The sequence below is a fragment of the Vibrio sp. NFR genome (assembly GCF_027587095.1).
In the GTDB taxonomy this organism is placed as follows: domain Bacteria; phylum Pseudomonadota; class Gammaproteobacteria; order Enterobacterales; family Vibrionaceae; genus Vibrio; species Vibrio harveyi.
Genome location: NZ_JAPPTN010000002.1, coordinates 625,525 through 649,636 on the forward strand (window position 1 = coordinate 625,525; position 24,112 = coordinate 649,636).

Here is a 24,112-nt window from a genome sequence, read left to right on the forward strand (position 1 = left end):
TCCATCCTCGTAAGGAGGCGACATGATTCTTGTATGGTTTCGACGTGACCTAAGAACGTTAGACCACACAGCACTTAAGGCTGCATTGGATACTGGGCTTCCGGTTGTTGCTTGTTTTGTTTCGACCCCTGAGCAGTGGCGAGAGCACCATATGGCACCGATGCAAGCTGATTTGATTGCTCGACGTTTATCTCACCTTAATGAAGAGCTCGCCAAACTCAACATCCCATTTTTATACAAAGAGGTGCCCGAGTTTGCCGATGTAACAGAGGTCATAAATGATTGGGCTACTTCTTTAAGCGCTCAACGTGTCATGGCGAACATCCATTACGAGGTTAATGAACAAGCACTAGATAGAGAGGTTTCTCACGCACTTTCAATTCGAGGCATTGCCTTTGATACTTTTCACGATAAGTGCGTTCATACTCCGACTACCGTTTTAAATAAACAGGGGGAGTACTTTAAAGTATTCACCCCGTTTAAACGTGCTTGGTTGGCAAAGTTTCAAATGCCAGTTGTATCGAAACCTGAGCCGCAAGCCGAGCTGTCACCGTCTACCATCCAGCCGATTCAGCCAGATCGCTACCATGATGGTGTCGCATTCTCTTATCCTAGAGAATCTAGCAAGCGATGGTTCGCAGCAACCAGTGATATTGTTCAGCATTTGCGAGAATTTGCTCGAGACCGTAGTGATGCCTACCAAGCTGAAAGGGATATCCCTTCTGTTGATGGTACGAGTCAATTGTCTCCGTATTTGGCTATCGGCGCTCTGTCACCAAGGCAGTGCATCGCTAGGTTGTATGCTGAAAGCCCTATGGTTGACCTATCAGATGGTAAAGCGACGTGGCTGAGCGAAATCATTTGGCGAGAATTTTATCAACACTTATTGGTATTCGAGCCAAAGTTGGTCAAGGGCAGAGGCTTCATTGCTTGGGAAGACAAGATTCAGTGGTCGTACGATGAGCAAGCCTTCGAACGCTGGAAAGCAGGAAATACTGGGTACCCTATCGTGGATGCGGCAATGCGCCAACTTAATACAACAGGTTGGATGCACAATCGACTACGTATGATAGTGGCAAGCTTCTTAACCAAAGATCTTCATATCGATTGGCGGTGGGGTGAAGCTTATTTTATGAGTAAGCTGGTGGATGGAGACTTTGCCGCCAACAATGGTGGGTGGCAATGGTCGGCATCAACAGGGTGCGACGGGCAGCCTTACTTCCGCATATTCAATCCGATCAGCCAAGGCGAGAAATTTGACTCTGACGGAACCTTTGTTCGCCATTGGGTGCCGGAAATAAAACAAGTACCAAACAAATTCATTCATAACCCTTGGCTATGGAGTGGCTTTAATTTACTGGATTATCACAAGCCGATGGTTGATCACAAGGTGGAAAGAGAGATAACCTTACGGCTCTTCAAAAATGCCAAGGAATAGAGAGAGATGCCTAGCAAGAAGCGTCCAATGAGTATCGCTAAAAGAACCCTGTTGTCTATATCGTTGTCTTTAGTGAGTAGTTTGTCATTCGCTAAAATGTACCAACTACCAGAGGACGGAGCTCGCGTTATAGGTCGCATGGAAAACCATGTGGTTGAACAAGGCGAAACTATGGCGAATATTGCGAAGCGATATGATGTTGGCATGCTTGCGCTAATGGCTGCAAACAAAGGGGTTGACCCGTTTCTCCCTCAAGATGGTCACGTTTTAACGATCCCTACTCAGCTTATTCTTCCTGATGTCCCTCATAAAGGTATTGTCATTAACCTTGCCGAATTGCGACTTTACTATTTCCCAGAAAACGAAAACGTGGTTCATGTTTTTCCTGTAGGTATAGGTCGAATTGGTCGAGACACTCCAGAAATGACTACAAGCATCAGTCAAAAGCGTCCTAATCCGACTTGGACGCCACCTGCCTCTATTCGTGTAGAGTACAAAGCAAAGGGGATTGACCTACCTGCTGTCGTTCCTGCTGGACCAGATAACCCACTAGGTATGTTTGCACTTCGTTTGGCATATGGGCATGGTGAATACTTGATCCACGGCACCAATAAAGATTTTGGTATTGGTATGCGTGTGAGTGCGGGTTGTATTCGTATGGACCCAAGAGACATCGAATGGTTATTTGATAAAGTACGTCGTGGCGAAAAAGTAAAAATCATCAATCAACCGGTTAAAGTCGCATTAGAACCAGATCGTAGTGTGTTTGTTGAAGCCCACGAGCCGTTAACTCGCAGCAATGGCGAGAAGGATCACTTAGTCATTCCAAAAGAACTGGACTGGTGGCTTGATGAGTTTGGTATGACGAATGCTAAAGCGAAAGCAGCGATTGCTGCGCAGAATGGTGTTCCAGTTGAAATAACCGCGCCTTAACGAGCGTTAAAGCGCGGAATCAAATCTTACTTAGTGTAAGACTGAGCGATGTTGTCGATACGCTCGTTAGCACGTGCAGCTTCTTCTTGAGCTGCCATAGCCGCGTCGTTAGACTTTTGAACGTCAGATTGTAGAGACTGTACGTCTTGGCTTAGTTGGCTAACTTGGTTGCTTAGTTCGTCTAGTTTAGTAGCTGTTGCTGCTTCGTCAGAAGAAGCACAACCTGCTAGTAGAAGTACTGAAGTTGCTGCAGCTGCGATCAACGTTTTGTTCATATTAGAACTCCTTGCATATAGTGAAATTCCTACGCTATAAATTCTGTGTCATATAGTCATAGGGTCAAATGTGAATACATTCTATCAGAACATGATGTAGCAAAAGTCAAAAAAATCCAAGGATTTCATAGAGTACCTGATACGGACGCTAACTTTCTTCTTACAAATGTAAGTGATTACTCACTTGCTAACGCTAGTATCAGGTAGTACAGCAGCTCTTTTGCTACTACCTGATATCAATAATTTAGACGATATTGACACAAATGAAAGTTTCTAAGCGGAAACTTTATTTTTTCTATTGGAATTAGTTTGTGTGATCTCTATCTATACTCCTATGATTTGCGGTATTATATCGAGCTTTTATTTTTTGCTGCGTTAGAGCGGAAACGACACTGAAAAAGCGCTCAAGACGCTGACTATTTATTGGAGAATACTTTGCAATTTAAAGATCTAGGCCTAGACAACCGATTGTTGAAGAACCTAAAACACTACGATTTCAAAAAAGCGACTGACATTCAGCAGCAGGCGATTCCTGTTGCGATTGCAGGCAAGGATCTATTGGCATCTTCGAAAACGGGTTCGGGTAAGACTTTGGCGTTTGTATTGCCAATGCTACATAAGTCACTAAAGAATAAGTCGTTTTCTGCAAAAGACCCACGAGCTGTGATTCTTGCGCCAACGCGTGAGCTAGCAAAACAAGTATATGGTGAGCTTCGCTCAATGCTTGGTGGTTTGTCCTACGACGCTGCATTGATTCTTGGTGGTGAAAACTTTAACGATCAGGTTAAAGCACTGCGTCGCTACCCTAAGTTTATCGTTGCCACTCCAGGTCGTTTGGCTGATCATCTGGAGCACCGTTCTTTGTTCCTTGATGGTCTGGAAACATTGGTTCTAGATGAAGCTGACCGTATGTTGGATCTGGGCTTTGCTCCAGAGTTGCGTCGCATTCATAAAGCGGCAAAACACCGTCGTCGTCAAACTTTGATGTTCTCTGCAACACTTGATCACGCAGAAGTGAATGACATCGCGGCAGAAATGCTGAATGCGCCAAAACGTATTGCAATTGGTGTTTCGAACGAAGAACACAAAGACATTACTCAGAAATTCTACCTATGTGATCACTTAGATCACAAAGAAGCGATTCTTGAACGAGTTCTAGAAGAAGCTGAATACCGTCAGGTGATCATCTTTACTGCGACTCGCGATGATACTGAGCGTCTAACAGCGAAGTTGAACGAGAAGAAACTGAAAGCTATCGCACTAAGCGGTAACTTGAACCAGACTCAACGTAATACCATCATGAGCCAGTTTGAGCGTGCGGTATTTAAGATTCTGGTGACAACGGACGTTGCTTCTCGTGGTCTTGATATCGCGACTGTGACACACGTAATTAACTTCGATATGCCTAAGCATACAGAAGAATACGTTCACCGTGTTGGTCGTACTGGTCGTGCGGGCAACAAAGGTGATGCAGTTTCATTGGTCGGCCCTAAAGATTGGGATAGCTTCAAGCGTGTAGAAACATACTTACAGCAAGATTTGAGCTTCTCTGTGTTTGAAGATCTAAAAGGTAAATTCAAAGGTCTGAAGCCACGTAAGCCAGATTTCCGCAATAAGAAAGTGGCTCCTAAGAAAGCACGTCCTCAAGCTAAGAAAACGCCGAAGAAACCAGCTCAGCGCGACAAAGGTTTCTATCAAAACGTGGCAGTGGGCGATAACGTGTTTATCCCTAAAAAGAAGCCAGCAGCACCAAGTTCTGAAGATTAATCTTCAGCGAAAGTGACAAGACTGATAGACGAAAACCGAGCTCAAGAGCTCGGTTTTTTTATGCCTTATTCTTTCAAACAAACGATACAGATATACCCAAGTGACTTCAAGATGCAGAGTTCAGAGCGTTGTTATTGATTTGACTTCAAGGAAAACGACGCAGCGTAATAGCCAGCTCTTTCCAAGTTGTTTGACGTAGCCATTTGTTTGACTAAAAAAGCGAGTCAATGACACGCTCCCGAAGGGCACTCTTTGTAAATAGTAAGGGCCTTGGCTTGTATACTTTGTTGTCGATTTTTGATTTAGACCCACTAAACCTTTAAATCGCCGCCGCGCCTACAAACCAAGTCATCCTCGCTGAACCAAGCATCTCGAGGTTACTTGGGTATAAGCTTTATGTTTATTTATTCTAAACGTGGGTTAAAGACACTTTGATTTTTCTGAACGGATTTTTTGCTTAGCATGAGCGGGATGTGAAGAGGAGAATACGATATGCAGCAGCAAGATATTCAGCAACAAAAAGATCAATGGTTAGAAGAAATAGACATGACCCTTACCGAGCAACAATGTCGAGAACTAGGGTGGGAACAAACAACTTTGTTCGTTGAGATGTTTTCGTTTCTCTGTATGGCAGTAATAAGCTGTGCTCTGGTTATGTATCGTGGAGGAACTCATGATTACTGAGAAATCACAGATGGGAGAGTTGATAAAATCCATTGTTGTTTCCTCACTTTATTTTGTTGGCTTCCTCGCTCTAATTTGGGTTGTAACGACACATCTTTTCTAATTGAGTCTTGCTTTCCTGTGACCTGATATTTGAAAGCTTTGCGGTATTGCCTCTGTATTTAGGAGACGCTACCGTGAAGTTTGTCTCTTTCTTACAGATTACTTCTCCAGTAAATACTATTCCACTTAGTGCATTTGCCTAACATTTAAACGTTTGCGTTTTGTAATTAGATAAAAATACCAAACAAATTCCGTAATGATAATTGATCTCATTTTCATTTAAGGGCAGAATACGCCGATATCATTAATTCTATAAATATCTGTGCCTTTTATATGAAATTTAGTCATGTTTTTTTGGGGCTTTTCGTTACCTCTTTACCTAGCTTTGCTGCTGATGATTTTAATTGGCTGAGAGATGACTCACGTCAAGATCAACGAGTCATTGCTTACCTCAAGAAGCAAAACCAAGCAACAGAGGGCTATCAAAAAGGTTACAGTGATATTACTCAATATCTATTAGATAAATGGGATTTGATGACGGCAGAGAAAGGTGACAAGCCTTGGAGTATCAGTAATGGGCAAGAATGGAACCTGACTCGTCGCCAAGGCAATTACATTCTACTGTCTCGTCCAAGCAAAACTGCGAAAGAAAAAGTTGTTTACGATTTTTCATCTCGACAGAATCAACACCAATACTACCAAATCGGTCAGTGGCGCATGCAAGGTTCTTTGCTACTGTTCACTGAGGATGTTGATGGCAGCGAACAATATCGTGCTGTACTCGTGAATGTCTCCAACAACCAGACGACAGAACTGACCGAGAATGTTGATGACAATGTGTTGTTATCAGGCAATGGAAAGTTTGCTTATGCCGTAGCGAAAGAAGCGAAAACACAACGCCCATATCGAATTATTCAAATCGATACTCAGACGCGTGAAAGCAAAGTTATTTGGCAAGAGAATAAAAATGACTGGTTAATGTCATTTTATCCGTCTGCTGATGCTCGTTATGCGCTAGTACAAAGCAATAATGATTCTACGACAGAGCAAAAATTGCTGGATTTGGATTCAGGAAAATTAACGGCTTCGTTACGTAAGCCTGAACTTGGTGTTGAGTATTATGCGGATGTCGCTAAGGGCACCATATTCATCAACAGTAATCTTAACGGCAGCTTTGAGCTGTTTGAGATGAAAGTCTCTGATACTAAACTGCAATCGCCTGCATCTAAGTGGCACCCTTTTGTGAGTGCAGAAGGCGGTATTGAGCAGTTTTATCTTTATGATGCGGGACTTGTGGCATTAGCTAAGAGGGAAAATGCTACGACGATGACTGTGTACTCATACGATGGTCAGGCTAAAAAATCACTTCCTTTGGAAACTGAAGGGCGAGTGGCTTGGCTGAGTACACTCGGAGATTACCAGTCAAACAAGCTCCGCATTCGCAGTATGTCAATGATAACGCCTCCACTCTGGGAAGAGTTCGATGTCGAAACGCTGGTGAAATCTGACTTATCTCAGGATACTTACAACAACTTCTCAAGCGAAAACTACGTATCCAAGCGTATTATGGTTGAAAACCACGGTATAGAAGTACCCGTGTCGCTTGCTTACCGAAAAGATACGTTTTCTGATAACGCTCCTGTCGTCCTTTATGGTTATGGAGCTTACGGCTTTACGATGAAACCATACTTTATGCCTCAAACGGTAAGCTTGCTTGACCAAGGCGTTATTTATGCGATTGCGCATGTCCGTGGTGGTGGCTACTTTGGCAGCGAGTGGCATGAACAGGGGCGTGGTCTTCTTAAAGCTAATTCTATCAATGACTTTACTGCTGTCGCTCAAGCACTAAAACACTTCAAAGGTGGTAAACGTGATGTTTATGCACTTGGTTCAAGCGCTGGCGGCACTTTGGTTGCTGGCGCAATCAACCAAAAACCTGATTTGTTTGCTGGTGCTGTGCTAAAAGTACCATTCGTTGATGTTGTAGCAAGCATGTCTGACCAATCATTGCCATTAACGGCTCAACAATATGGTGAGTGGGGGAATCCGACCATCCCTGAGCAACGCACTATCATGCAAGCTTACGACCCTATCCTCAATATCTATAAAGACGCTTACCCACCCATGTTGGTTCAAGTCGGACTGAACGACCAACGTGTGCCTTACTGGGAAGGTGCTAAATATCTCGCCAAAATTTCGTCGACTAGTGAATCGACAGGACCTTATTTGTTGCAAACGGACTTTAACTCAGGCCACCGCATGGACCCAAGGCAGGCTAGGGAGCAACAAGCAAAGGAATATGCATTTTTATTATCACTAATCAAAAAATCTGAAGCGGAGCAGTAAATGAAGCTTACCCCAGTGTCAGCGGCAGTACTATCGGTACTTGCTGCCAGTCAAGTGCACGCCGAATCTAACGTTTTCTCTATGGAAGAGGTAGTTGTAACTGCTAATAAAATTGAACAACCATTATCGAAAGTCGCGGGCAGTGTTGTGGTTGTTACTGGCGACGAAATTGAGTCGCGGGGAGAAACCGAACTTTATGATGCACTACGTAACGAACCTGGAGTAAGTGTGACTGGAGGAGCTGGTCGTCCTCAAAACATTACTATCCGAGGTATGACGGGTAACCGAATTATGATCATGCGTGACGGTATTCGCTCTGCGGACGGATTTGGCGCAAATGATATTAACGATGCGGTAGGACGAGATACTTTTGATTTATCAAATTTTGGTTCGTTGGAGATCATCAAAGGAGCGAGCTCATCTATTCATGGCTCTGGAGCCATTGGTGGTGCTGTTATCCTGAAATCGAAACAACCGGGTGAGTTCCTAAAGAATAAAGACTTTTATGTGGATGCATCTGGAACGTTTACCGATATCAGCAAGAAGTACAAAGCGACAAGTAACTTAGCATTTCGTTCTGGCAATACGGAAAGTCTCTTCAATGTAGCTTACTGGCAAGGACAAGAAACTCGAAACTTTGATGAAGACCTGTATAACCGAGATCTTGATGGTTATAGCGGTGCATACACGATCAATCATTTCTACAGCGATGAATTGATGTTGAAAGCACGAGCAGAACTTTACACCCAGAACCAAAAGCGTTTAGAAGGTTCCCCATCGATTCAACCTGACGGGCGCTGGGATATCGAAACATTTGATGAGGATGAAGCTTCCGAAGAATACAGTGCTTACGTTGGTGTGGAAATGACGCCTCTTGAACCTACTTGGTTTGAAGAACTCGATGCCAAAGTTTACTGGCGCCATACCGAAGTGGTTGAAGATACAAATCGTTTGATGCGACAGACAGACCACAATGGTTTGACTGTTAGGCGTCGTGAGCTTGAACACAAGAAGTTTATTGATGAAACGATGGGATTCCGAGGAGATTTCACACACACAATTAACGCGATAAACACTGAGCACCAGCTTGCTTATGGTGTCGAGCTATCGACAGATTATTACGAGCGCAAAGACAGTGATTCTAAGATTGATTGGAATGGTGTTACACCTTCTATAAAGCAACCTTTCGCCCCAGCTCGATCTTATAATTTTGGTCTATATATCCGAGATGTGGTGGAGTTAGATAAGTGGACCATTACGGGCGGATTGCGATTCGATGCGCACCGACTAACACCAGATGGAAAAGGTGAGATTGGTGGTTTTGCTCTTAAAGACATTGATAGTTCGGAAGTTTCGCCAAGCTTGTCGGTTTCTCGTGAAGTGTTTGCTAACGACATCGTTTATGTCTCGTACAACCACGGTTATCGCGCTCCTGAATACGATAAAGCGTATGGCTTCGTAAATCATGATTTTGTACCACTAACTCCTTTTGTTATTGCACCTAATCTAGACCTCAAAGCTGAAACCTCTGATTCTTTTGAAATTGGTAATAAGTTCGATAACGGTCACGTGCATTTGTTTGTGGCTGCTTTCTACAACAAGTATGACAACTTCATCGATGTTGTAACAACAGGGTTTGACTCCAACTCGGGTAATTTCATCAAGCAGTACCAAAACCTTGATGGGGTAGAGACTTACGGTGCTGAGGTTTCTGCGGGTTATGCATTTACCAGAAACTGGAATATCAACACCAAGTTTGGATATGTCGATGGTAAAGATGCTGATGGTGACTACGTTCGAAGTATCACTCCCTTTGAAGGTAATGTTCAGCTTGATTACATGAGTCAAAAGTTAGGGGCTTATGTCGCTTGGAATTGGGCCGCGGCCATGGATCGAGTGCCGAAATGTCAGACCTCACTCGGTCTAGCTACAGAGTGTGCTCAGACGAGCGCATGGAATACTTTTGATATCGGTGCTACCTACCGAGTGACAAAAGACCTGCGCTTGAGCGCAAACATCGTCAACCTTCTCGACAAAGAATACATCCGCTACCAAGACGTTGCTGGTATCGCTGAGGAAAGCAAACGTTACTCAACTGAACCAGGACGCTACGTCACACTTAACGTGAAATACGAATTCTAGGACGAAATCATGAAGCTAAAACCATTAGCGCTTTCACTTGTTGTTGCCTGTACCTTTTCGGTACAGGCCGCAGAGTGGGACTACCCCATAACGAACTCTGTAGTGAATAATGAAGCTGAAGCGAAGACTTATTTAGATAGTAATTACGCGAATGCAGGTGAATTTAAGTTCCGTTACAAAACGCAATCTCGGCTCGGTGAGCATTATAACTTTGATGTTTGGGTTAAAGGAGAATACCAAGCTCAAAGAACAGTAGTGGTAACAACGGACAAAGAGCACCATGTGGTTCGAGTATTTAAGAGCCTCGAGGACACCATCATCCGCAATGGCAAACCGACGGTTGCAGCTGAGATGGAAACACCTCGACAGCTAGAAGCGCAAGAACCGCCAGCACTTAGCACCGGTCATATGGTGGATGTGGATGTATCACTGTTCAATCCTGATTTGCGTACTATGCAGCAACAGCCTGCGCCAGAGTCTGCGTGGTCTTCCCTATCGGATTACCCAAGACCAATCGAGTATGTCACCAAATCGGTCCAAGTTCTCCAGTCTGGTGGTAAGTTTTACCTATCGAACAGTCGGGTAAAACAAGTTGACGCCACGGCGTTGTTAGCAGTGACAGCCCCTGGTGCAGAGCCTGAGCGCGATACAACGAATTTTTTACCTGCCGAAGGTCTCCAGTCTTTTGACAGCATTGAACAAATGCAGCAAACGAAGTTTGGAGATAATGCGTTTCCACAGTTAATGGCGTTTTACCACCTTGATAACTCGATTCAGTACCTAAGGAGTATTAATTATGATCTCTTTAATGCTCCTTTGCGTTTTGATGGTCGAGGTCTAGCAAAAGATAACTCTACTTATTACTACGGTCCACGCGCTCTGATGCTTGGCGTCGGTGGTGTGTCTCCTGATGCTGTTGATGCTGACGTTGTGCTACATGAATTGGGGCATGGTGTTCACTATCAAATCGTTCCTGACTGGGCATACGGTCATACCGGTGCGATAGCCGAAGGCTTTGCCGATTATTGGGCAGGAAGCGCTAGCTATCGAACACAATATCAAGATGCCACCCGCCGTGGGCAAGAATTTGAGATTGATACTGTCTTTAATTGGGACGGGATGTTCGGCGTTCGTCGAGGGACAAGAAGCTTATGGAACCAGCGTGCTCGATATTTTGAAGGTGCAGAGTACCCAGCTCATATAAGCGTAGGAGGAGAGAATGGTGATGAGCTTTGGTCTACGCCACTTTTCCAAGCGTTAAAAACCTCAGTTATGCGTTATGGAGACGGTACAGATAAGGTCTTTCGTGAGTTCGATAGCATCGTGTTGGAGGGCATGTATGGTATAGGACGTGGCGTGAAAATGCATGACCTTGCAGAATCTACAGTTTTTGCGGCAAAAATACTGTTTCCAGATAAAGAGTATGCGCAATTTTTGACGGATAGCTTTAACAAACACAATTTGTTGAAAGCACCATTTCGTGCGCGTTATGACGCGCGTTACATCCAAGTTGGTAAAGATGTCGGAGTTAGCATTGCTCAGAACGGTCGAATCGCGACGATTAAAGGTCAATGGCAACTCGATGGTAAGTCGGTGTTCGATATTGATCAGACGCTTTCGGATTCTAAATCTATGCAGGTTGCTTTACCGCAGGGGGTTACTTGTGGGACTCAATTTGACTCTTCTATCGCGCTCGATTATCGATTTGGTGAAGATCTAAAAACTCACCAATGGACAGAAAGTATCAAGCTGGTTAACGGCGTACCTAAATTAGACATCAAACCTCAAGCTCTGAATTCAGCGTTACCAGAACAAGGTGACAGGCTCTTTTCGCAAACTTTATCTGATAGGTCTCTAAAGATTGATGATTCGTTTGCTGTTTACCTAAATATTGAACATGAGTCTCTTCAAGATCTACAAGTGACGTTGGTATCGCCTCAGGGCAAGACTGCCGTGCTGTTTAGTCATCAAACAAGTAATTCAAATGGATTTAAAGGTTACTTTACAGCTCAGTACGATGATGAGTTAAAAGAACTCGTTGGCGAACCGAGTTGGGGTACTTGGCGTCTCGAGGTTTCGGATCGCGTGTCTGGAAACTCTGGGGTGTTGAAAGAGTGGGGTGTGAGTCACTTTGCTCAGTATCAGTGTCGTGCTGATACCACTAATGAAAACAGTAATGGTGGCTCGGGTGGTAGTGGTTCACCTTTCGCATTGTTTGGTCTGTTACTGCTTTCAATGGTGAGAGTGGTTCGCTCTCGTTAAACCACAAATTATTAATCAAAAGAAGATAATATTTATGAAGTTTCAATATTCTTTCATTGCTATATCGCTCGCCCTTGCTGGCTGTGGCGGCGGTTCTGGTGGTGACACAGCCGCTCCGACATACAACCTAGCGGGTACGATTGCAGCCCAAGGCACATTGCTGGATACCCCTGTGTGTATCGACTTAAACCAAAACTACGTTTGTGATTCATCTGAACCTAGTACAAAAAGTGATAATGCTGGTAAGTTCACCCTGACATCAAGCGACAAAAACATTTTGACTAGCACGATTCTTGCTGAAGTTGATCAGGGCTCAAATCAAACACTTCGAGTAAGTGCTCCAGGTCAAAACCTAGCGACAGGCAACACGCTTAATGGTGTCACAAGCCTAATTTCGGGCTTAGTTGTAGATGGTAAAACGCTTGCTCAGTCGGAAGAAATTGTAAAAACGCAATTGGTTGGTGCGGGCGTTTCTTTGTCTGGCTCCGTGATGTCAAGCGCAACGGCAAGCGAGCTAAGCACACTCGAACAAAATACGGCTGCCGTACTAAAAAGCATGAAGCCGGAGCAAATGAAGCAAGGTGTTGCTCTCCTTTCTCAGAATCTTAGCTACCAAAGTAAAGCGCTTGTCTCAGAGTCGCTATCTGATGCTCAAATCGCATCGTTGGCTAAAGAAATTAGTGAACTTGCTGATCAGACTATAGGTCGTAACGACACCGGTGTCGTGTTGTTTTTCGCTGAAGGAACTTCTGGTGTTGCGAAAGAACCGCTAGATTACCCAGGTCAGGATGCTTCTTATGGCTTCGATAAAACCGACAAGCAAACAACAACAGGATCAGGACTTAAATTTGTCAAGCTTGATGCGAAAGGTACAGCTTTGGCTGATGATGCGTCAGAGTGGTCTTGTACCTTGGATGAGCGTACTGGTCTCGTTTGGGAAAACAAGAGTGGGGATTCTAACTCAATTCAATTTAAAGACCGCCTATTTGCGTTTGAGTCTGAAACATTTAAACCATTTAGCAAAGATGTCGATCTTGCAAGTTGTAAAGACGCGGGTGATGAAGTTTGTACAACAAGCCAATACGTTGAGTACACGAACAAGCAGTCGTTATGTGGAATTGCTAGTTGGCGTTTGCCGACTTACCGTGAGACTTATGACTTACTAGACTTTGGTGAACAAACACTGTTTGCTCCGAACGACGAATATGCGCCATACAACGTCTATGGTTTTAATGTTAAATACTTCCCACAGCAAACCATAGGTAGTCCTTATTTAGAATATGGTGCGTTTTGGCATAGCGACTTTAAGTTTACGAATGCATCATCACAGCTCATTGATGGTGAGGTTTATTTCCCTGCGATTGTCTCTCGGGGCGTAGAAAGAGGAACTATTTCATACGTCGAGATTCGCTCAAGCAACACAAGTGTAGGTGCTGATGATTCTTACCAATTCCCAATCCGTCTAGTCGCAGTTAAGGGGCAATAAGATGAAGAAATTAATAACTGTACTATCTCTTGCTTTGGTTTCTCAAACTGGAATGGCTGCACAAGAGTGTTCTACTGACTTTTCTAAAACGGCACCTAACACGCGTTATACATATTCTGAGAACGGTACCGTAACTGATCTGAAAACAGGTCTAACATGGATGCGCTGTCCAGTCGGTATGACATGGAATGTAGGAAATCAAGAATGTCAGGGGACGCGATCTACAATGTCATGGCAATTAGCTCTCTCCACAGCAAAACAAATTCGTAATAAGGACGGCAACCATCCTCTTCACAATTTTGCTGGCAAAAAAAACTGGCGACTAGCAAATATCAAAGAGCTGGTATCTCTAACTGAGCGAGCTTGCCACAGTCCAGCTATGAATGGTACAGGGTTTGTTAGCGGCTATAGTTTGAAAGGTGGAGATGATGTTCTAGGGATTTATGTGTGGAGTAACACACCTAATGGCGACGGTGAGCATGTTGCAACTTTTGACACGACTAATGGTGAGATTTTTAATCGAAAGCCGTTAAATTCAGCCTTCAAAGCTACTGTATTGTTAGTGACGGATGAGTAATAATCATTATATCAACAAAGACTTATAGTTTTGTTGTTTATAAAAAGCTCCGCGATTGCGGAGCTTTTTGTTTTCTCGTGTGTAAATTATGCGTTGAGCCGAACGCTTAGATTTGGAACTGCTTAAGCTGGTGTTTCTGATTTTCTGCCAAACCAGACAACTCTTGCGCTGCAGCGGCTGATTGGGTGATACCCGTTACGTTCTGGCTGACCAACTCATAAATAGTGCTTAAGTTGTTGTTGATGTCAGAGGTGACTTGTTTCTGTTCTTCTGAAGCGGTCGCGACTTGAGTATTGATCGCGTTCAAGTCAGAAATCGCGCTGTTGATGTCGCTCAGAGAACGGCTTACTTCTGCAGCAAGCGCCTGGTTGTCTTCTAGCATGGCTAAGCTTGAATGCACGCTTTCGTTTGCCTGACCAGACTGTTGTTGCAGCTCTTCAATGATGGTTTGGATCTCTTTGGTCGATTCTTGAGTTCTTGCTGCAAGCATACGTACTTCATCTGCAACTACGGCAAATCCACGACCACTTTCACCTGCGCGTGCTGCTTCAATAGCGGCATTGAGTGCCAACAGGTTGGTTTGTTCAGAGATACTTTCAATTACCTCAATCACTTTACCAATCTGTTCCGACTGGTCTTTTAGTGATGTCACTACGTGAGCAGCTTCGTTGAGTTGATCTGCCATCTTAGTACTTGCACGCGTGCTTTCCTCAAACATGCTCAAACTTTGTGAAGTTAATTTCGTCGCTTCATTAGACGCGCTATCCGCTTGCTGTGCGTTAGTTGACACTTCCGCAGCGGTAGATTCAAGTTGATTAATTGCAGAAGCGACTTGTTCTACTTCTTGTTTTTCTTGATCAGAGTTTGCACTGCTTTGTGTCATGACTGTCGCAAGCTCAGTAGAGGCCGAAGCGACATCTTCACTGATTCGTACTAGAGAATCGACGGTGCCACGAAGCTGATGGATCGTTTGGTTAACGTCGCTTGCCAATTCGGATACTTCGTTTTTACCTACTTCTTCTGCTTCTACAAGCAAGTTGCCTTTTGCTACCTCTCTCATGGTTTGTTGCAGATTACGAATAGGCGCAACAATATAGCTTGCCAGCAGCCAACTGATTAATGAAGCAATAGAAAGGATGATGACCAGCGAGATGGTGCTGTAGGTTAGCGTATTAGAGTGCAATACTCCGTTTTCTTCTACTTCATCCGTTACGATTTGATTGAGCTTTTTAGACAAGCTGTCAATGGCATTGATCATTGCCTCACCAGCGAGGCGGTATTTGCCCATTGCGGTTTCGTATTCTCGGTCAAAATCCGATGTTGTGTAGTCCGATGAATGCTTGGTATTTAACAGAGGTGTCATGGTGACTCGAGTGAAATCTACATAGTGGTTCATCGCCTCACGCATGGCATTTACCTCTGCATGAATCCCTTCAATTTGATCGATTGAGTTTAAAAATTCTTGGTTTGTCGCCTGACGTCGTTGTAATTCTTGGTTAAGTGTTTTGACATCTTCAGCCCTGAAAAGACTGTAGATAGCCTTAATGCGCATGGCATAAGTGTTGTCTACGATTGAGCTCAGTTCTTCTTTGTGCACGATAAGGTTATTTGTTGAAACCGTAACTTTATCGAACGCTTGCTCTAATTTTCCTATGCCTACGCTCAAACCTACGATGAGAAGTATGACAGTGAAAAGTACGGGCACGAAAACCTGTAGCTTAATAGACAGCGCACTAAGTAATTGACGCATGATTGACCCTCTAAAGATTGTAACTATTATCATTTTTGTAAGTAAAGCGTAACGATTCTAATCATTAGTCTCGATATATCAATCATTTAACAATGTTTATTTGTTATGAAATATATTAAAAGCGATGTAGTTGGCATTTTGCTATTACAAAAAGCAGTCAAAGTATTTTGAGCTCGAAAGTAAATAAAGTTTGATTGCTGATTTATTAAGCAGAAATGACAACGTGTCATAGAGGCTTCAACTAAGTGAAACACAACTGTCATATTTGGATTCTAAAGTGAGCACCGTTCAAGTGAAACACAACGGCAATAAGGCCACTTAAAGGAAATTGTGATGAAAAAGACAGTAATCGGTGCAATCGCACTTCTAGGCGCAATGGCAGTGACTCCTGTTTCTGCTAAAGAAACTATCTCTGCAGTGGGTTCTAGCAGCGTAACTCCACTGATGGAAGTTTTCTCTGAAACATACATGAAGACAAACCCGAACGTATATATCGAAGTTCAAGGTCCTGGTTCATCTGCTGGTGTTAAAGCAGCGAAAAACGGTTCTGCAGACTTAGGTATGTCTTCTCGTAACCTAAAAGACTCTGAGAAAGAGCCTGCTCTAAAAGAAGAGACAGTTGCTCTAGACGGTATCGCAGTTGTTGTAAACCCACAAAACAAACTATCAGGTCTAACGGCTGAGCAAGTTACTGCTATCTACAAAGGCGAAGTGACAAACTGGAAAGATGTTGGCGGTGCAGATAAGCCAATCGTAGCAATCACTCGTGATACGGCTTCTGGTACTCGTGGCGCATTCGAAGACATCATGTCTCTAAAAATGAAAATTTCTGGTAAGAAAGTATCTGCAATCTCTCAACGCGCTCAAGTTGCTAACGGTAACGGTGCACTGAAGACTATGGTTGCTTCTAACCCATACGCAATCGGCTACATTTCTCTTGGTACTGTTGATGGCTCTGTAAACGCGCTTCCAATCGATGGTATCGAAGCATCGGTAGACAATGTGAAGAACGGTTCTTACAAAGTTGCTCGTCCTTTCCTTGTCCTTTACAAAGATGGTAAGCCATCTGCTGAAACTCAAAAATTCCTAGACTGGATGCTAACTGACGAAGCGCAAGCGCTAGTTGACCAAAAAGGTTACATCTCAGTTAACTAATCCTATCGGGACTCTAAAGTTTGCTCAGCCCAACGTTTCGGGCTGAGCCTTTTCTATCCATTGTGTTCAACGGCATTGCCAAGAACCGTGAGATTTTTATGACCATCGCAACAAATAGTGAAAAGCTTATGACTACTGACGCTAAAGCGATCAGCAAGCCAGGTTTACGCGAAAAACGCCGCGTCGATTGGAGAGAACGCATCTTCCACGGCTTGTTCCTAACGAGTGCTGTTATCGGCATCGTATCATTAGCAGTTATCGCATACTTCATCGTTCGAGAGAGTATCCCAGCATTCCAAGAAGCGGGCGTCTCGGGCATTGTCCTAGGTCAAAACTGGTTACCACCAGCACTATACGGTGTTGCCACTATGATCGTCGCTTCTATCGTATCGACAGCTGGCGCGGTTTTAGTGGGTGTTCCAATTGGTGTTTTGACTGCTATCTTTATCGCGGAAATCGCACCAAAGCGCTTGGCGGACATTATTCGCCCAGCAGTAGAACTGCTCGCAGGTATCCCTTCCGTCGTTTACGGTTTCTTTGGTCTAGTTATTATCGTTCCACTGATTCAAAACGTTTTTGATGTGCCAGCGGGTAACACTATCCTTGCAGGTATCATCGTTCTTGGTGTGATGATTCTACCAACGGTAATTACGGTTTCTGAAACGTCTATCCGCGCGGTTCCTCGTACTTACAAAGAAGGTTCTTTGGCGCTAGGCGCATCTAAAATCTACACCATCTTTAAATTGCTCGTTCCAGCGGCTCGCTCAGGCATCATGACAGGTGTGATTCTGGGTATCGGTCGTGCGTTGGGTGAGACCATGGCGATCATTATGGTTATGGGTAACGCGCCAGCTATGCCAGAAGGCATCTTGGATTCGGCTCGTACGCTAACGGCAAACATCGCTATTGAAATGTCTTACGCAAGTGGTGTTCACGCAAACGCACTTTACGCTACAGGTGTGGTACTTCTTGTTTTCATCATGTCGTTGAACGCTGTACTACTTTACCTAAACCGAGAAAAAGCGAAGTAATCGCTCGTTAAAGGTGACTATTATGGATCGCGCAAAACTTAAAAAAGCACGCCAGTTCAAAGATAATGTCTTTAGCGCATTTGTCTGGATCTCGGCAGCACTGACGGTAGGTTTTTTGTTCTGGATTATCTGGTACATCCTATCAAACGGTCTACAACATGTAGATTGGAACTTCATTACTGATAACTATACGCGTACAGGTGAAGAGCAGGGCATCTTCCCAATGATTGTGGCGACAATTTACATGGTTATCGCATCTATCGCAGTGGCCGCTCCACTCGGTATCATGACAGCAATCTACTTGACCGAATACGCGAAAGTTGGCAGTCGTTTAGTGAAGATTATCCGATTTTGTACTGAGTCATTGGCGGGTATTCCGTCGATCATCTTCGGTCTATTCGGTATGACTTTCTTTGTGGCAATTCTTGGTCTTGGCTTCTCGATTCTATCAGGTGCCCTAACGCTAAGTATCCTTATCCTGCCAGTGATCATCCGTACTACGGAAGAAGCGTTGATGGCAGTACCGCAAACATACCGTGAAGGTTCTTACGGTCTGGGTGCTTCTAAGATTTACACTATCTGGCGTTTAATTCTTCCAAGCGCAATGCCAGGTATCTTAACCTCGGTCATTCTAAGTATTGGTCGTGTCATTGGTGAGTCTGCTCCAGTATTCCTGACAGCAGGTATGGTTGCACGTATTCCGGATTCTCTATTGGATTCAGGTCGTACGTTAACCGTTCACCTATACAAACTGACTACCGAACTGTTTACCATTGAAGAATGGAATCAGGCTTACGGTACCGCGACAGTTTTGATTGTTGTTGTTCTACTGATCAACATGTTTACAAAACTTATCGCACGACGTTTTAACACCGCAACTTACTAACAAAACGAATTAAGAACGCACGTTAAAAGACACGAATTCAAGATTTAAGAGATTAAGAAAATGAACAAGTTTGATATTGAAAACCTAGATCTGTTTTACGGTGACAACCAAGCACTGAAATCAATCAACTTACCAATCCCAGTACGCCAAGTGACGGCGCTTATCGGTCCTTCAGGTTGTGGTAAATCAACATTGCTACGTTGCTTGAACCGCATGAATGACCTGATTGAAGGCGTGAAGATTACGGGTAAGTTGGCAATGGACGGTGAAGATATTTACGGCAATATCGATGTTGCTGACCTTCGTATTAAGGTTGGTATGGTATTCCAGAAGCCAAACCCATTCCCAATGAGTATCTATGAAAACGTGGCGTACGGTCTGCGAGCTCAAGGCATCAAAGACAAGAAGCACATCGATGAAGTCGTGGAACGATCCCTGCGTGGTGCAGCACTTTGGGATGAAGTAAAAGACCGTCTTAAGTCTCACGCGTTTGGTCTATCTGGTGGTCAGCAGCAGCGTCTATGTATTGCACGTACAATCGCAATGGAGCCTGATGTGATTCTAATGGATGAGCCAACATCAGCACTTGACCCGATTGCGACCCACAAAATCGAAGAATTGATGGAAGAGTTGAAGAAGAACTACACCATCGTGATCGTAACGCACTCAATGCAGCAGGCGCGTCGTATCTCAGATCGTACTGCGTTCTTCCTAATGGGCGAATTGGTTGAGCATGACGATACACAAGTTATCTTTAGCGATCCAAAAGACGACCGCACCCAAGGTTATGTAAACGGTGACTTTGGTTAATTACAGTATTTACAAGCATATACGTTAATAACTATAAGCGATGGTACTCTTGCCCCTCCTAGTGAGGGGCTTTTTTTATTTTGGGTGTGACTGCCTATCATTATTAGCAATGCTCATGTTGATTCATTTTTGCTCATTTTTTTTGCAGTATGTAATTCTGATGAAACACCTGTCTAAAAATGTTGAAAGGTTCTCGAATGTGAAATTAAGTTAATATTTTTTGCGAAAGACTTAACAGCTCAACTTGGATTCCATTGATTGCATATCTACACCTAAGTAGTTTTTTATCGAAAATAAAAAAGTAGATTAGGTTGGTCAGGTGAGTTTAAAAAGTTTTACAAGAACAGTCTCTTCGACGAGAGATCATAGGCTCTTGGCGGAAGCCATCTTCGAGTATCTAGAACAGCACTTTTCCCCCAGCGCGATAGCGATTTTCGACGATCCGCTGACTAATCCAACCGGGACCATTCTTTTTTCCCGTGGTGACTTATTTCCAATTCGTCAGTATCCAGAAGCTTTTTGGGATTGGGCAAGCCAGTTTGATACCTCAGAAAGTATTATTCCCCTTGCGATCAACACCTGCAATTGGGAACACATTCAAGATCTGGGTGGCGACAGCTACATCATGATGCTCGATAACACACCGATTAAGCGCACCTATCTACTAGTACAAAACGTTCAAGCCCGATCGGCTCACAATATTTACGAAGAAAGCTACGACGCTATGCAGCTCGCTGCTGCTCGTTGGCAGTGCATTCGAGCTGAAAAACACGCGTCGCTTGAGATGAAGCACCGCGATGTACGAGAAGCTCAATATGTTGATGAACTCAGCCAACGTGAACGGTTCATCGAAAATATGAAGCTCGTACAACAAGTCGCTTTAGAAATTTCCAACCCAGACTCTTTGAAAGATCTGTATTTAAAAGCAGTAGAGGCACTGCGTGAGCGTCTAGGCTTTGATCGCTCAACCTTGATGCTGCTTGATATGAAAAAGCGCAGTTTCAGTGGCACGTACGGTACAGATGAGTCGGGTACTACTATTGACGAGTTCCACACTCAGTATGATCTTCACCAATTGAGTGAAGAGTACATCGCCGCTTTGTCGAGCATAGAGCGCAATCTGGTCATCGTTGAAGATGCCCCTATATATACCGCAGGCAAAGTTGTCGGGCAGGGATGGAACGCGATGTTGATTTTACGCGATGGGAATGAGCCATTTGGCTGGTTTGCGTTGGACAACTTTATTCACCGTAAACCGATTACCGCTTACCAAAAGCAAATGCTGGAGTCTTTTGGTTCGCTTTTCTCTCAAATTTTTATCCGAAAACGCCAAGAGCAAAATGTGCGTATGCTGCACTCCAGTATGGTTGAATTATCACGTTGTACGACCGTGAGTGATGTCTGTAAATCTGCGGTGACGTTTGCAATTAAGAACCTTGGCATTGACCGTATGGCCGTGTTCTTAACCGATGAAAATTGTTCTTATATGCAAGGAACGTGGGGAACCGACATTCAAGGGAATGTGGTTGATGAATCTTACTTTTTTGGTGAGACGCAAGACTTCTCTTTGATCAATTTAGCCCGCTCGATGCCAAATGAGGTCGCCTTCGAAGAATCGGTACCTATTTACCATGACTGTAACATTGTAGGGTTCGGTTGGGCTGCCATGACAGTGCTGACATCGAATAGCAGCGGTCCTATCGCTTTTATCGCCGTGGATAACCTTCTTACACGTGCACCGTTGACATCTCAGCTACGTGAAGTGATTCGAATGTTTGCTTCAAGCCTTGCTGAAGTGCTGCAAAGAACGCAAGCGCAGGAAGCGATTAGAGAGCTCAATGAGAACCTAGAGCTTGAAGTCAAGAATCGAACAAAAGAGCTGGAAGAAGCGAATCGACAATTGGAGGTTTTGTCCAAACTTGATCCGCTAACACGTTTGGGCAACCGCCGCATGTTAGAGCATGTGATGCAAAAGTATTGTTATATCGAACATAATGAGGTGATGCCTTTCGGTCTTATTCTGATCGATATTGACCATTTTGGTTTGTTTAACAACCATTATGGGCACTTAGAAGGGGATATTGCCTTAATGCGAATTGGCAATATTCTTGAGCATCATACCAAAGATGAAGACGAAGTATTTTGTCGCATTGGTGGTGAGGAGTTTGTCCTTCTTATGATCGGGTCTGACCAAGAAGAGGTTAGGCTACGTGCGGAGTGTATTCGACGTTGTATCGAGGATGAAGGAATCAAGCATTGTCACAACCCAGAAGGTGAATTGCTTACGGTTTCTGTTGGTTATTCCTGTTATCAAACTCAAGGAAAAGATTTTAATTTTGATCACCTTTATCAACTTTCAGATAAAGCGCTTTATCAGGCGAAAAATAGCGGTCGAAATTGTGTTCGTATGTTCGACACGCCGGATCAAATCGTTGCTTAAGATCACCAAAATACAAAAATGGCAGCTCTGATTGAGCTGCCATTTTGCGTTAGTAGGATGAAGGAGATTACAACTTTTCTAGCTGGTGGCTAGATTTAGTGTGCTTCTCTTTCGCCAGTTGTTTAAGTTTGACGAGTAGAGTTTCTGCTTTCCACACTTGTTGTGTCGCACTAAAGCGAGATTGGTTCATAACGGCTAACTCCTCTTTCACCGCTCTTACTGCGTCAGATTCGCTGCTGCTATGATGGGTGTTTAGGTAGTCATTAACTGCTCTTTCAATCATCACGCTGTCACCTTGTTTGATGGTGCGCTCTAAATCTTGAATTGGCGAACCCTGACGCGCGCTTACGGCCTTTTCTGTTTGTTGAGTTGCGCGTGTTTTCCATAGTCCAAACGCGATAGCAGAAGTGACAAGCCACAATACGCCGAATACGAAAGTGAGTGTTTGCCAAATTGAATCTACACCACTTGGCGCAGTGGGTGCCGAAGTAGCTGCAGGTTGCGTTGGTAACGCACTTTCTGGCAAGGTAATTAAACCACTATCACTTTTTTCGACATTCAATTTGAGCTGGGTGATCTCTGCTTTTCTCTCTTGATCTCGATTGCTATCCCACCAATTTACAGAATACCCCGGAAGTGTCAGGCTGCCTGCCTCGGTAGGGATTAGCACTTGTTTGACGGTCATCGTCACTGTGCCATCGCGCGAGGTTTCAAACTGTGGTTGTTCAGGGTAAACACGTAATGTACTTGGGTAAATAATACCAATACGTGGCAAGTATTCCGCTTGAGTACCATGTGCTCGAATGCGAATCGTACGAGTGATAGAAGAACCTTGCTTCACAGTGTTTATCTTATTCACAGACAGAGGATTACCCTGATCATCTTGCCAGCTCTGTGTCATTTCTAACGCACTTGCAGGCAGCCAGTTTCCTTTGAAGTCTTTTGGAATTGGCTTGACGGTAATTGTCATTTGCTCTGTTTTTGTGTTGATTGGCATGATCTTGGTTGAGCCAGTTAAGCTGTCCCCATAGATATATGAACCAGTCAGCTTAGGGCCGTTAAGCGTGTACGTGCCTGGTTGATCCGCAGTAATGTGGAATGACTGTTCTAACACCGTAACTTCAAGTCCATCTATAACGCGACGACCTTGTTTGGCATCGCTTGCTGGCTCGATTTTCATCCCTTCAATACTTGGTGGGAGGATTTGAGGGTTATCAAGGCGACGAGGATCTGCCTTTATGACTAACTGCATTCGTACCGTCGTAGACTGCTGGGGATAAAGCGTATGGTTATCCACGTCCATGTTGAAACTAAACAGTTCATCCATGTCCGGTTCTGTTTGATCTTTGGTGACGCGCAGTTTGATAGGCTCTGTTGTCATTCCATCAGCAGAGAAGCTAGGGATGGTCACGACACCTTCTTTCATTGGAGCAATTGAAATACTCCATTCAGTGCGAACGGTTTTATGACCATTGATGTTATTACTCGAGCGACCATAACGCGGCTGACCCAAAAAGAAATCATCTTTCAGAGCATCAAAGTTAATCGCATCTGAGCCTAGCTCTGTGTCTGCCATGATCCTAAGGTTGATCACTTCGTTTTTAGCCACCTGAGTCTTATTTACGCTGGCTTGAAGGCTTTGAGCAAAAACCGAAAAGCTAGTTAGTAGGCTGGCCATTAGAACAAAGACCAGTTTTGCGCCTTTTTTCATCATGGACTTACCACTCCTTATTTGATTGTTGTGGAGGTTGTTTTTGTTGAGCTTGCAACTGCATTTGAGCACGAATCAGGAAGCTTGGGTCACGAGCACTTTCCACCGCTTCTAAGCGTCGGAACTCAGGGTCATCCTGATGTGTTTTCTCTGGTTGAGCTTGAGCCTGCATTGGCTGACCTTTCTGCTCATCCAGTTTCTCTTTTCCTTGTTTAGCGCGTTGCTGCTCGGCTTTCTGCTTTTCTTTTTTATTTTCAGATTCTTGCTGATTTTGTGACTGTTGTCCTTGCTCTTTCTTAGCCTCATTTTGAGACTTTTGTTGCTGTTGCTGTTGCTGTTGCTGTTGCTGTTGCTGTTGCTGTTGCTGTTGCTGTTGC

The 24,112-nt window shown here is 44.0% G+C and carries 17 protein-coding genes and 1 pseudogene; 14 read left to right on the forward strand and 4 right to left on the reverse strand.

What is annotated here, in order from left to right:
• The first annotated feature begins 22 nt into the window (after positions 1-22).
• Both phrB and OH463_RS06430 read left to right on the forward strand, forming a co-directional pair.
• The gene (gene phrB, locus OH463_RS06425) at positions 23-1,438 is read left to right on the forward strand and encodes a deoxyribodipyrimidine photo-lyase (RefSeq protein WP_239968752.1); all 1,416 of its coding nucleotides are present in this window, start codon (positions 23-25) and stop codon (positions 1,436-1,438) included.
• 6 nt (positions 1,439-1,444) lie between these two features.
• Positions 1,445-2,371, forward strand: coding sequence for a L,D-transpeptidase family protein (locus OH463_RS06430; protein ID WP_269990908.1), 927 nt, complete (start codon positions 1,445-1,447; stop codon positions 2,369-2,371).
• 26 nt (positions 2,372-2,397) lie between these two features.
• On the opposite strand, the gene OH463_RS06435 is transcribed toward OH463_RS06430, so the two are convergent.
• On the reverse strand, positions 2,398-2,646 hold the full coding sequence (locus OH463_RS06435; protein ID WP_005441096.1) for an Lpp/OprI family alanine-zipper lipoprotein: 249 nt from the start codon (positions 2,644-2,646) through the stop codon (positions 2,398-2,400).
• A 423-nt stretch (positions 2,647-3,069) separates the two neighbouring features.
• Here OH463_RS06435 and OH463_RS06440 point away from each other — a divergent pair, with 423 nt between their 5' ends.
• From OH463_RS06440 to OH463_RS06470, 7 genes are all read left to right on the forward strand, one after another.
• Positions 3,070-4,413, forward strand: a complete 1,344-nt coding sequence (locus OH463_RS06440; protein WP_017818510.1) for a DEAD/DEAH box helicase — start codon at positions 3,070-3,072, stop codon at positions 4,411-4,413.
• A gap of 492 nt (positions 4,414-4,905) precedes the next feature.
• A complete protein-coding gene (locus OH463_RS06445; protein WP_005452866.1) occupies positions 4,906-5,097 on the forward strand; it encodes a hypothetical protein in 192 nt (63 codons plus the stop codon).
• A gap of 375 nt (positions 5,098-5,472) precedes the next feature.
• Positions 5,473-7,485 (forward strand): prolyl oligopeptidase family serine peptidase, encoded by a 2,013-nt coding sequence (locus OH463_RS06450; protein WP_059678346.1) that lies wholly within the window; start codon positions 5,473-5,475, stop codon positions 7,483-7,485.
• Positions 7,486-9,627, forward strand: coding sequence for a TonB-dependent hemoglobin/transferrin/lactoferrin family receptor (locus tag OH463_RS06455; protein WP_050904360.1), 2,142 nt, complete (start codon positions 7,486-7,488; stop codon positions 9,625-9,627).
• Positions 9,628-9,636: 9 nt separating this feature from the next.
• A complete protein-coding gene (locus tag OH463_RS06460; protein WP_269990909.1) occupies positions 9,637-11,889 on the forward strand; it encodes a proprotein convertase P-domain-containing protein in 2,253 nt (750 codons plus the stop codon).
• A gap of 34 nt (positions 11,890-11,923) precedes the next feature.
• On the forward strand, positions 11,924-13,375 hold the full coding sequence (locus OH463_RS06465) for an Lcl domain-containing protein (protein ID WP_269990910.1): 1,452 nt from the start codon (positions 11,924-11,926) through the stop codon (positions 13,373-13,375).
• 1 nt (position 13,376) lies between these two features.
• The gene (locus OH463_RS06470; RefSeq protein ID WP_005452860.1) at positions 13,377-13,952 is read left to right on the forward strand and encodes an Lcl C-terminal domain-containing protein; all 576 of its coding nucleotides are present in this window, start codon (positions 13,377-13,379) and stop codon (positions 13,950-13,952) included.
• Between the two features lie 106 nt (positions 13,953-14,058).
• Here OH463_RS06470 and OH463_RS06475 read toward each other — a convergent pair whose 3' ends face one another.
• The gene (locus tag OH463_RS06475; RefSeq protein WP_269990911.1) at positions 14,059-15,702 is read right to left on the reverse strand and encodes a methyl-accepting chemotaxis protein; all 1,644 of its coding nucleotides are present in this window, start codon (positions 15,700-15,702) and stop codon (positions 14,059-14,061) included.
• Positions 15,703-16,035: 333 nt separating this feature from the next.
• Here OH463_RS06475 and OH463_RS06480 point away from each other — a divergent pair, with 333 nt between their 5' ends.
• From OH463_RS06480 to OH463_RS06500, 5 genes are all read left to right on the forward strand, one after another.
• Positions 16,036-16,857, forward strand: coding sequence for a phosphate ABC transporter substrate-binding protein (locus OH463_RS06480; protein WP_269990912.1), 822 nt, complete (start codon positions 16,036-16,038; stop codon positions 16,855-16,857).
• Between the two features lie 98 nt (positions 16,858-16,955).
• Entirely contained in the window at positions 16,956-17,888 is a 933-nt protein-coding gene (pstC, locus tag OH463_RS06485; protein WP_005452855.1) for a phosphate ABC transporter permease subunit PstC, read from the forward strand.
• Positions 17,889-17,910: 22 nt separating this feature from the next.
• On the forward strand, positions 17,911-18,774 hold the full coding sequence (gene pstA / locus OH463_RS06490) for a phosphate ABC transporter permease PstA (RefSeq protein WP_009697868.1): 864 nt from the start codon (positions 17,911-17,913) through the stop codon (positions 18,772-18,774).
• Between the two features lie 60 nt (positions 18,775-18,834).
• A complete protein-coding gene (pstB, locus tag OH463_RS06495) occupies positions 18,835-19,584 on the forward strand; it encodes a phosphate ABC transporter ATP-binding protein PstB (protein WP_005452851.1) in 750 nt (249 codons plus the stop codon).
• A gap of 373 nt (positions 19,585-19,957) precedes the next feature.
• Complete coding sequence (locus OH463_RS06500) at positions 19,958-22,024, forward strand: sensor domain-containing diguanylate cyclase (protein ID WP_009697867.1); 2,067 nt, start codon at positions 19,958-19,960, stop codon at positions 22,022-22,024.
• A 67-nt stretch (positions 22,025-22,091) separates the two neighbouring features.
• Here the strand turns inward: OH463_RS06500 and OH463_RS06505 are convergent, their stop codons facing one another.
• Both OH463_RS06505 and OH463_RS06510 read right to left on the reverse strand, forming a co-directional pair.
• Positions 22,092-23,738, reverse strand: a complete 1,647-nt coding sequence (locus OH463_RS06505; RefSeq protein ID WP_009697866.1) for a BatD family protein — start codon at positions 23,736-23,738, stop codon at positions 22,092-22,094.
• A 4-nt stretch (positions 23,739-23,742) separates the two neighbouring features.
• A pseudogene (locus tag OH463_RS06510) lies at positions 23,743-24,112 on the reverse strand (hypothetical protein); the annotation flags it as partial.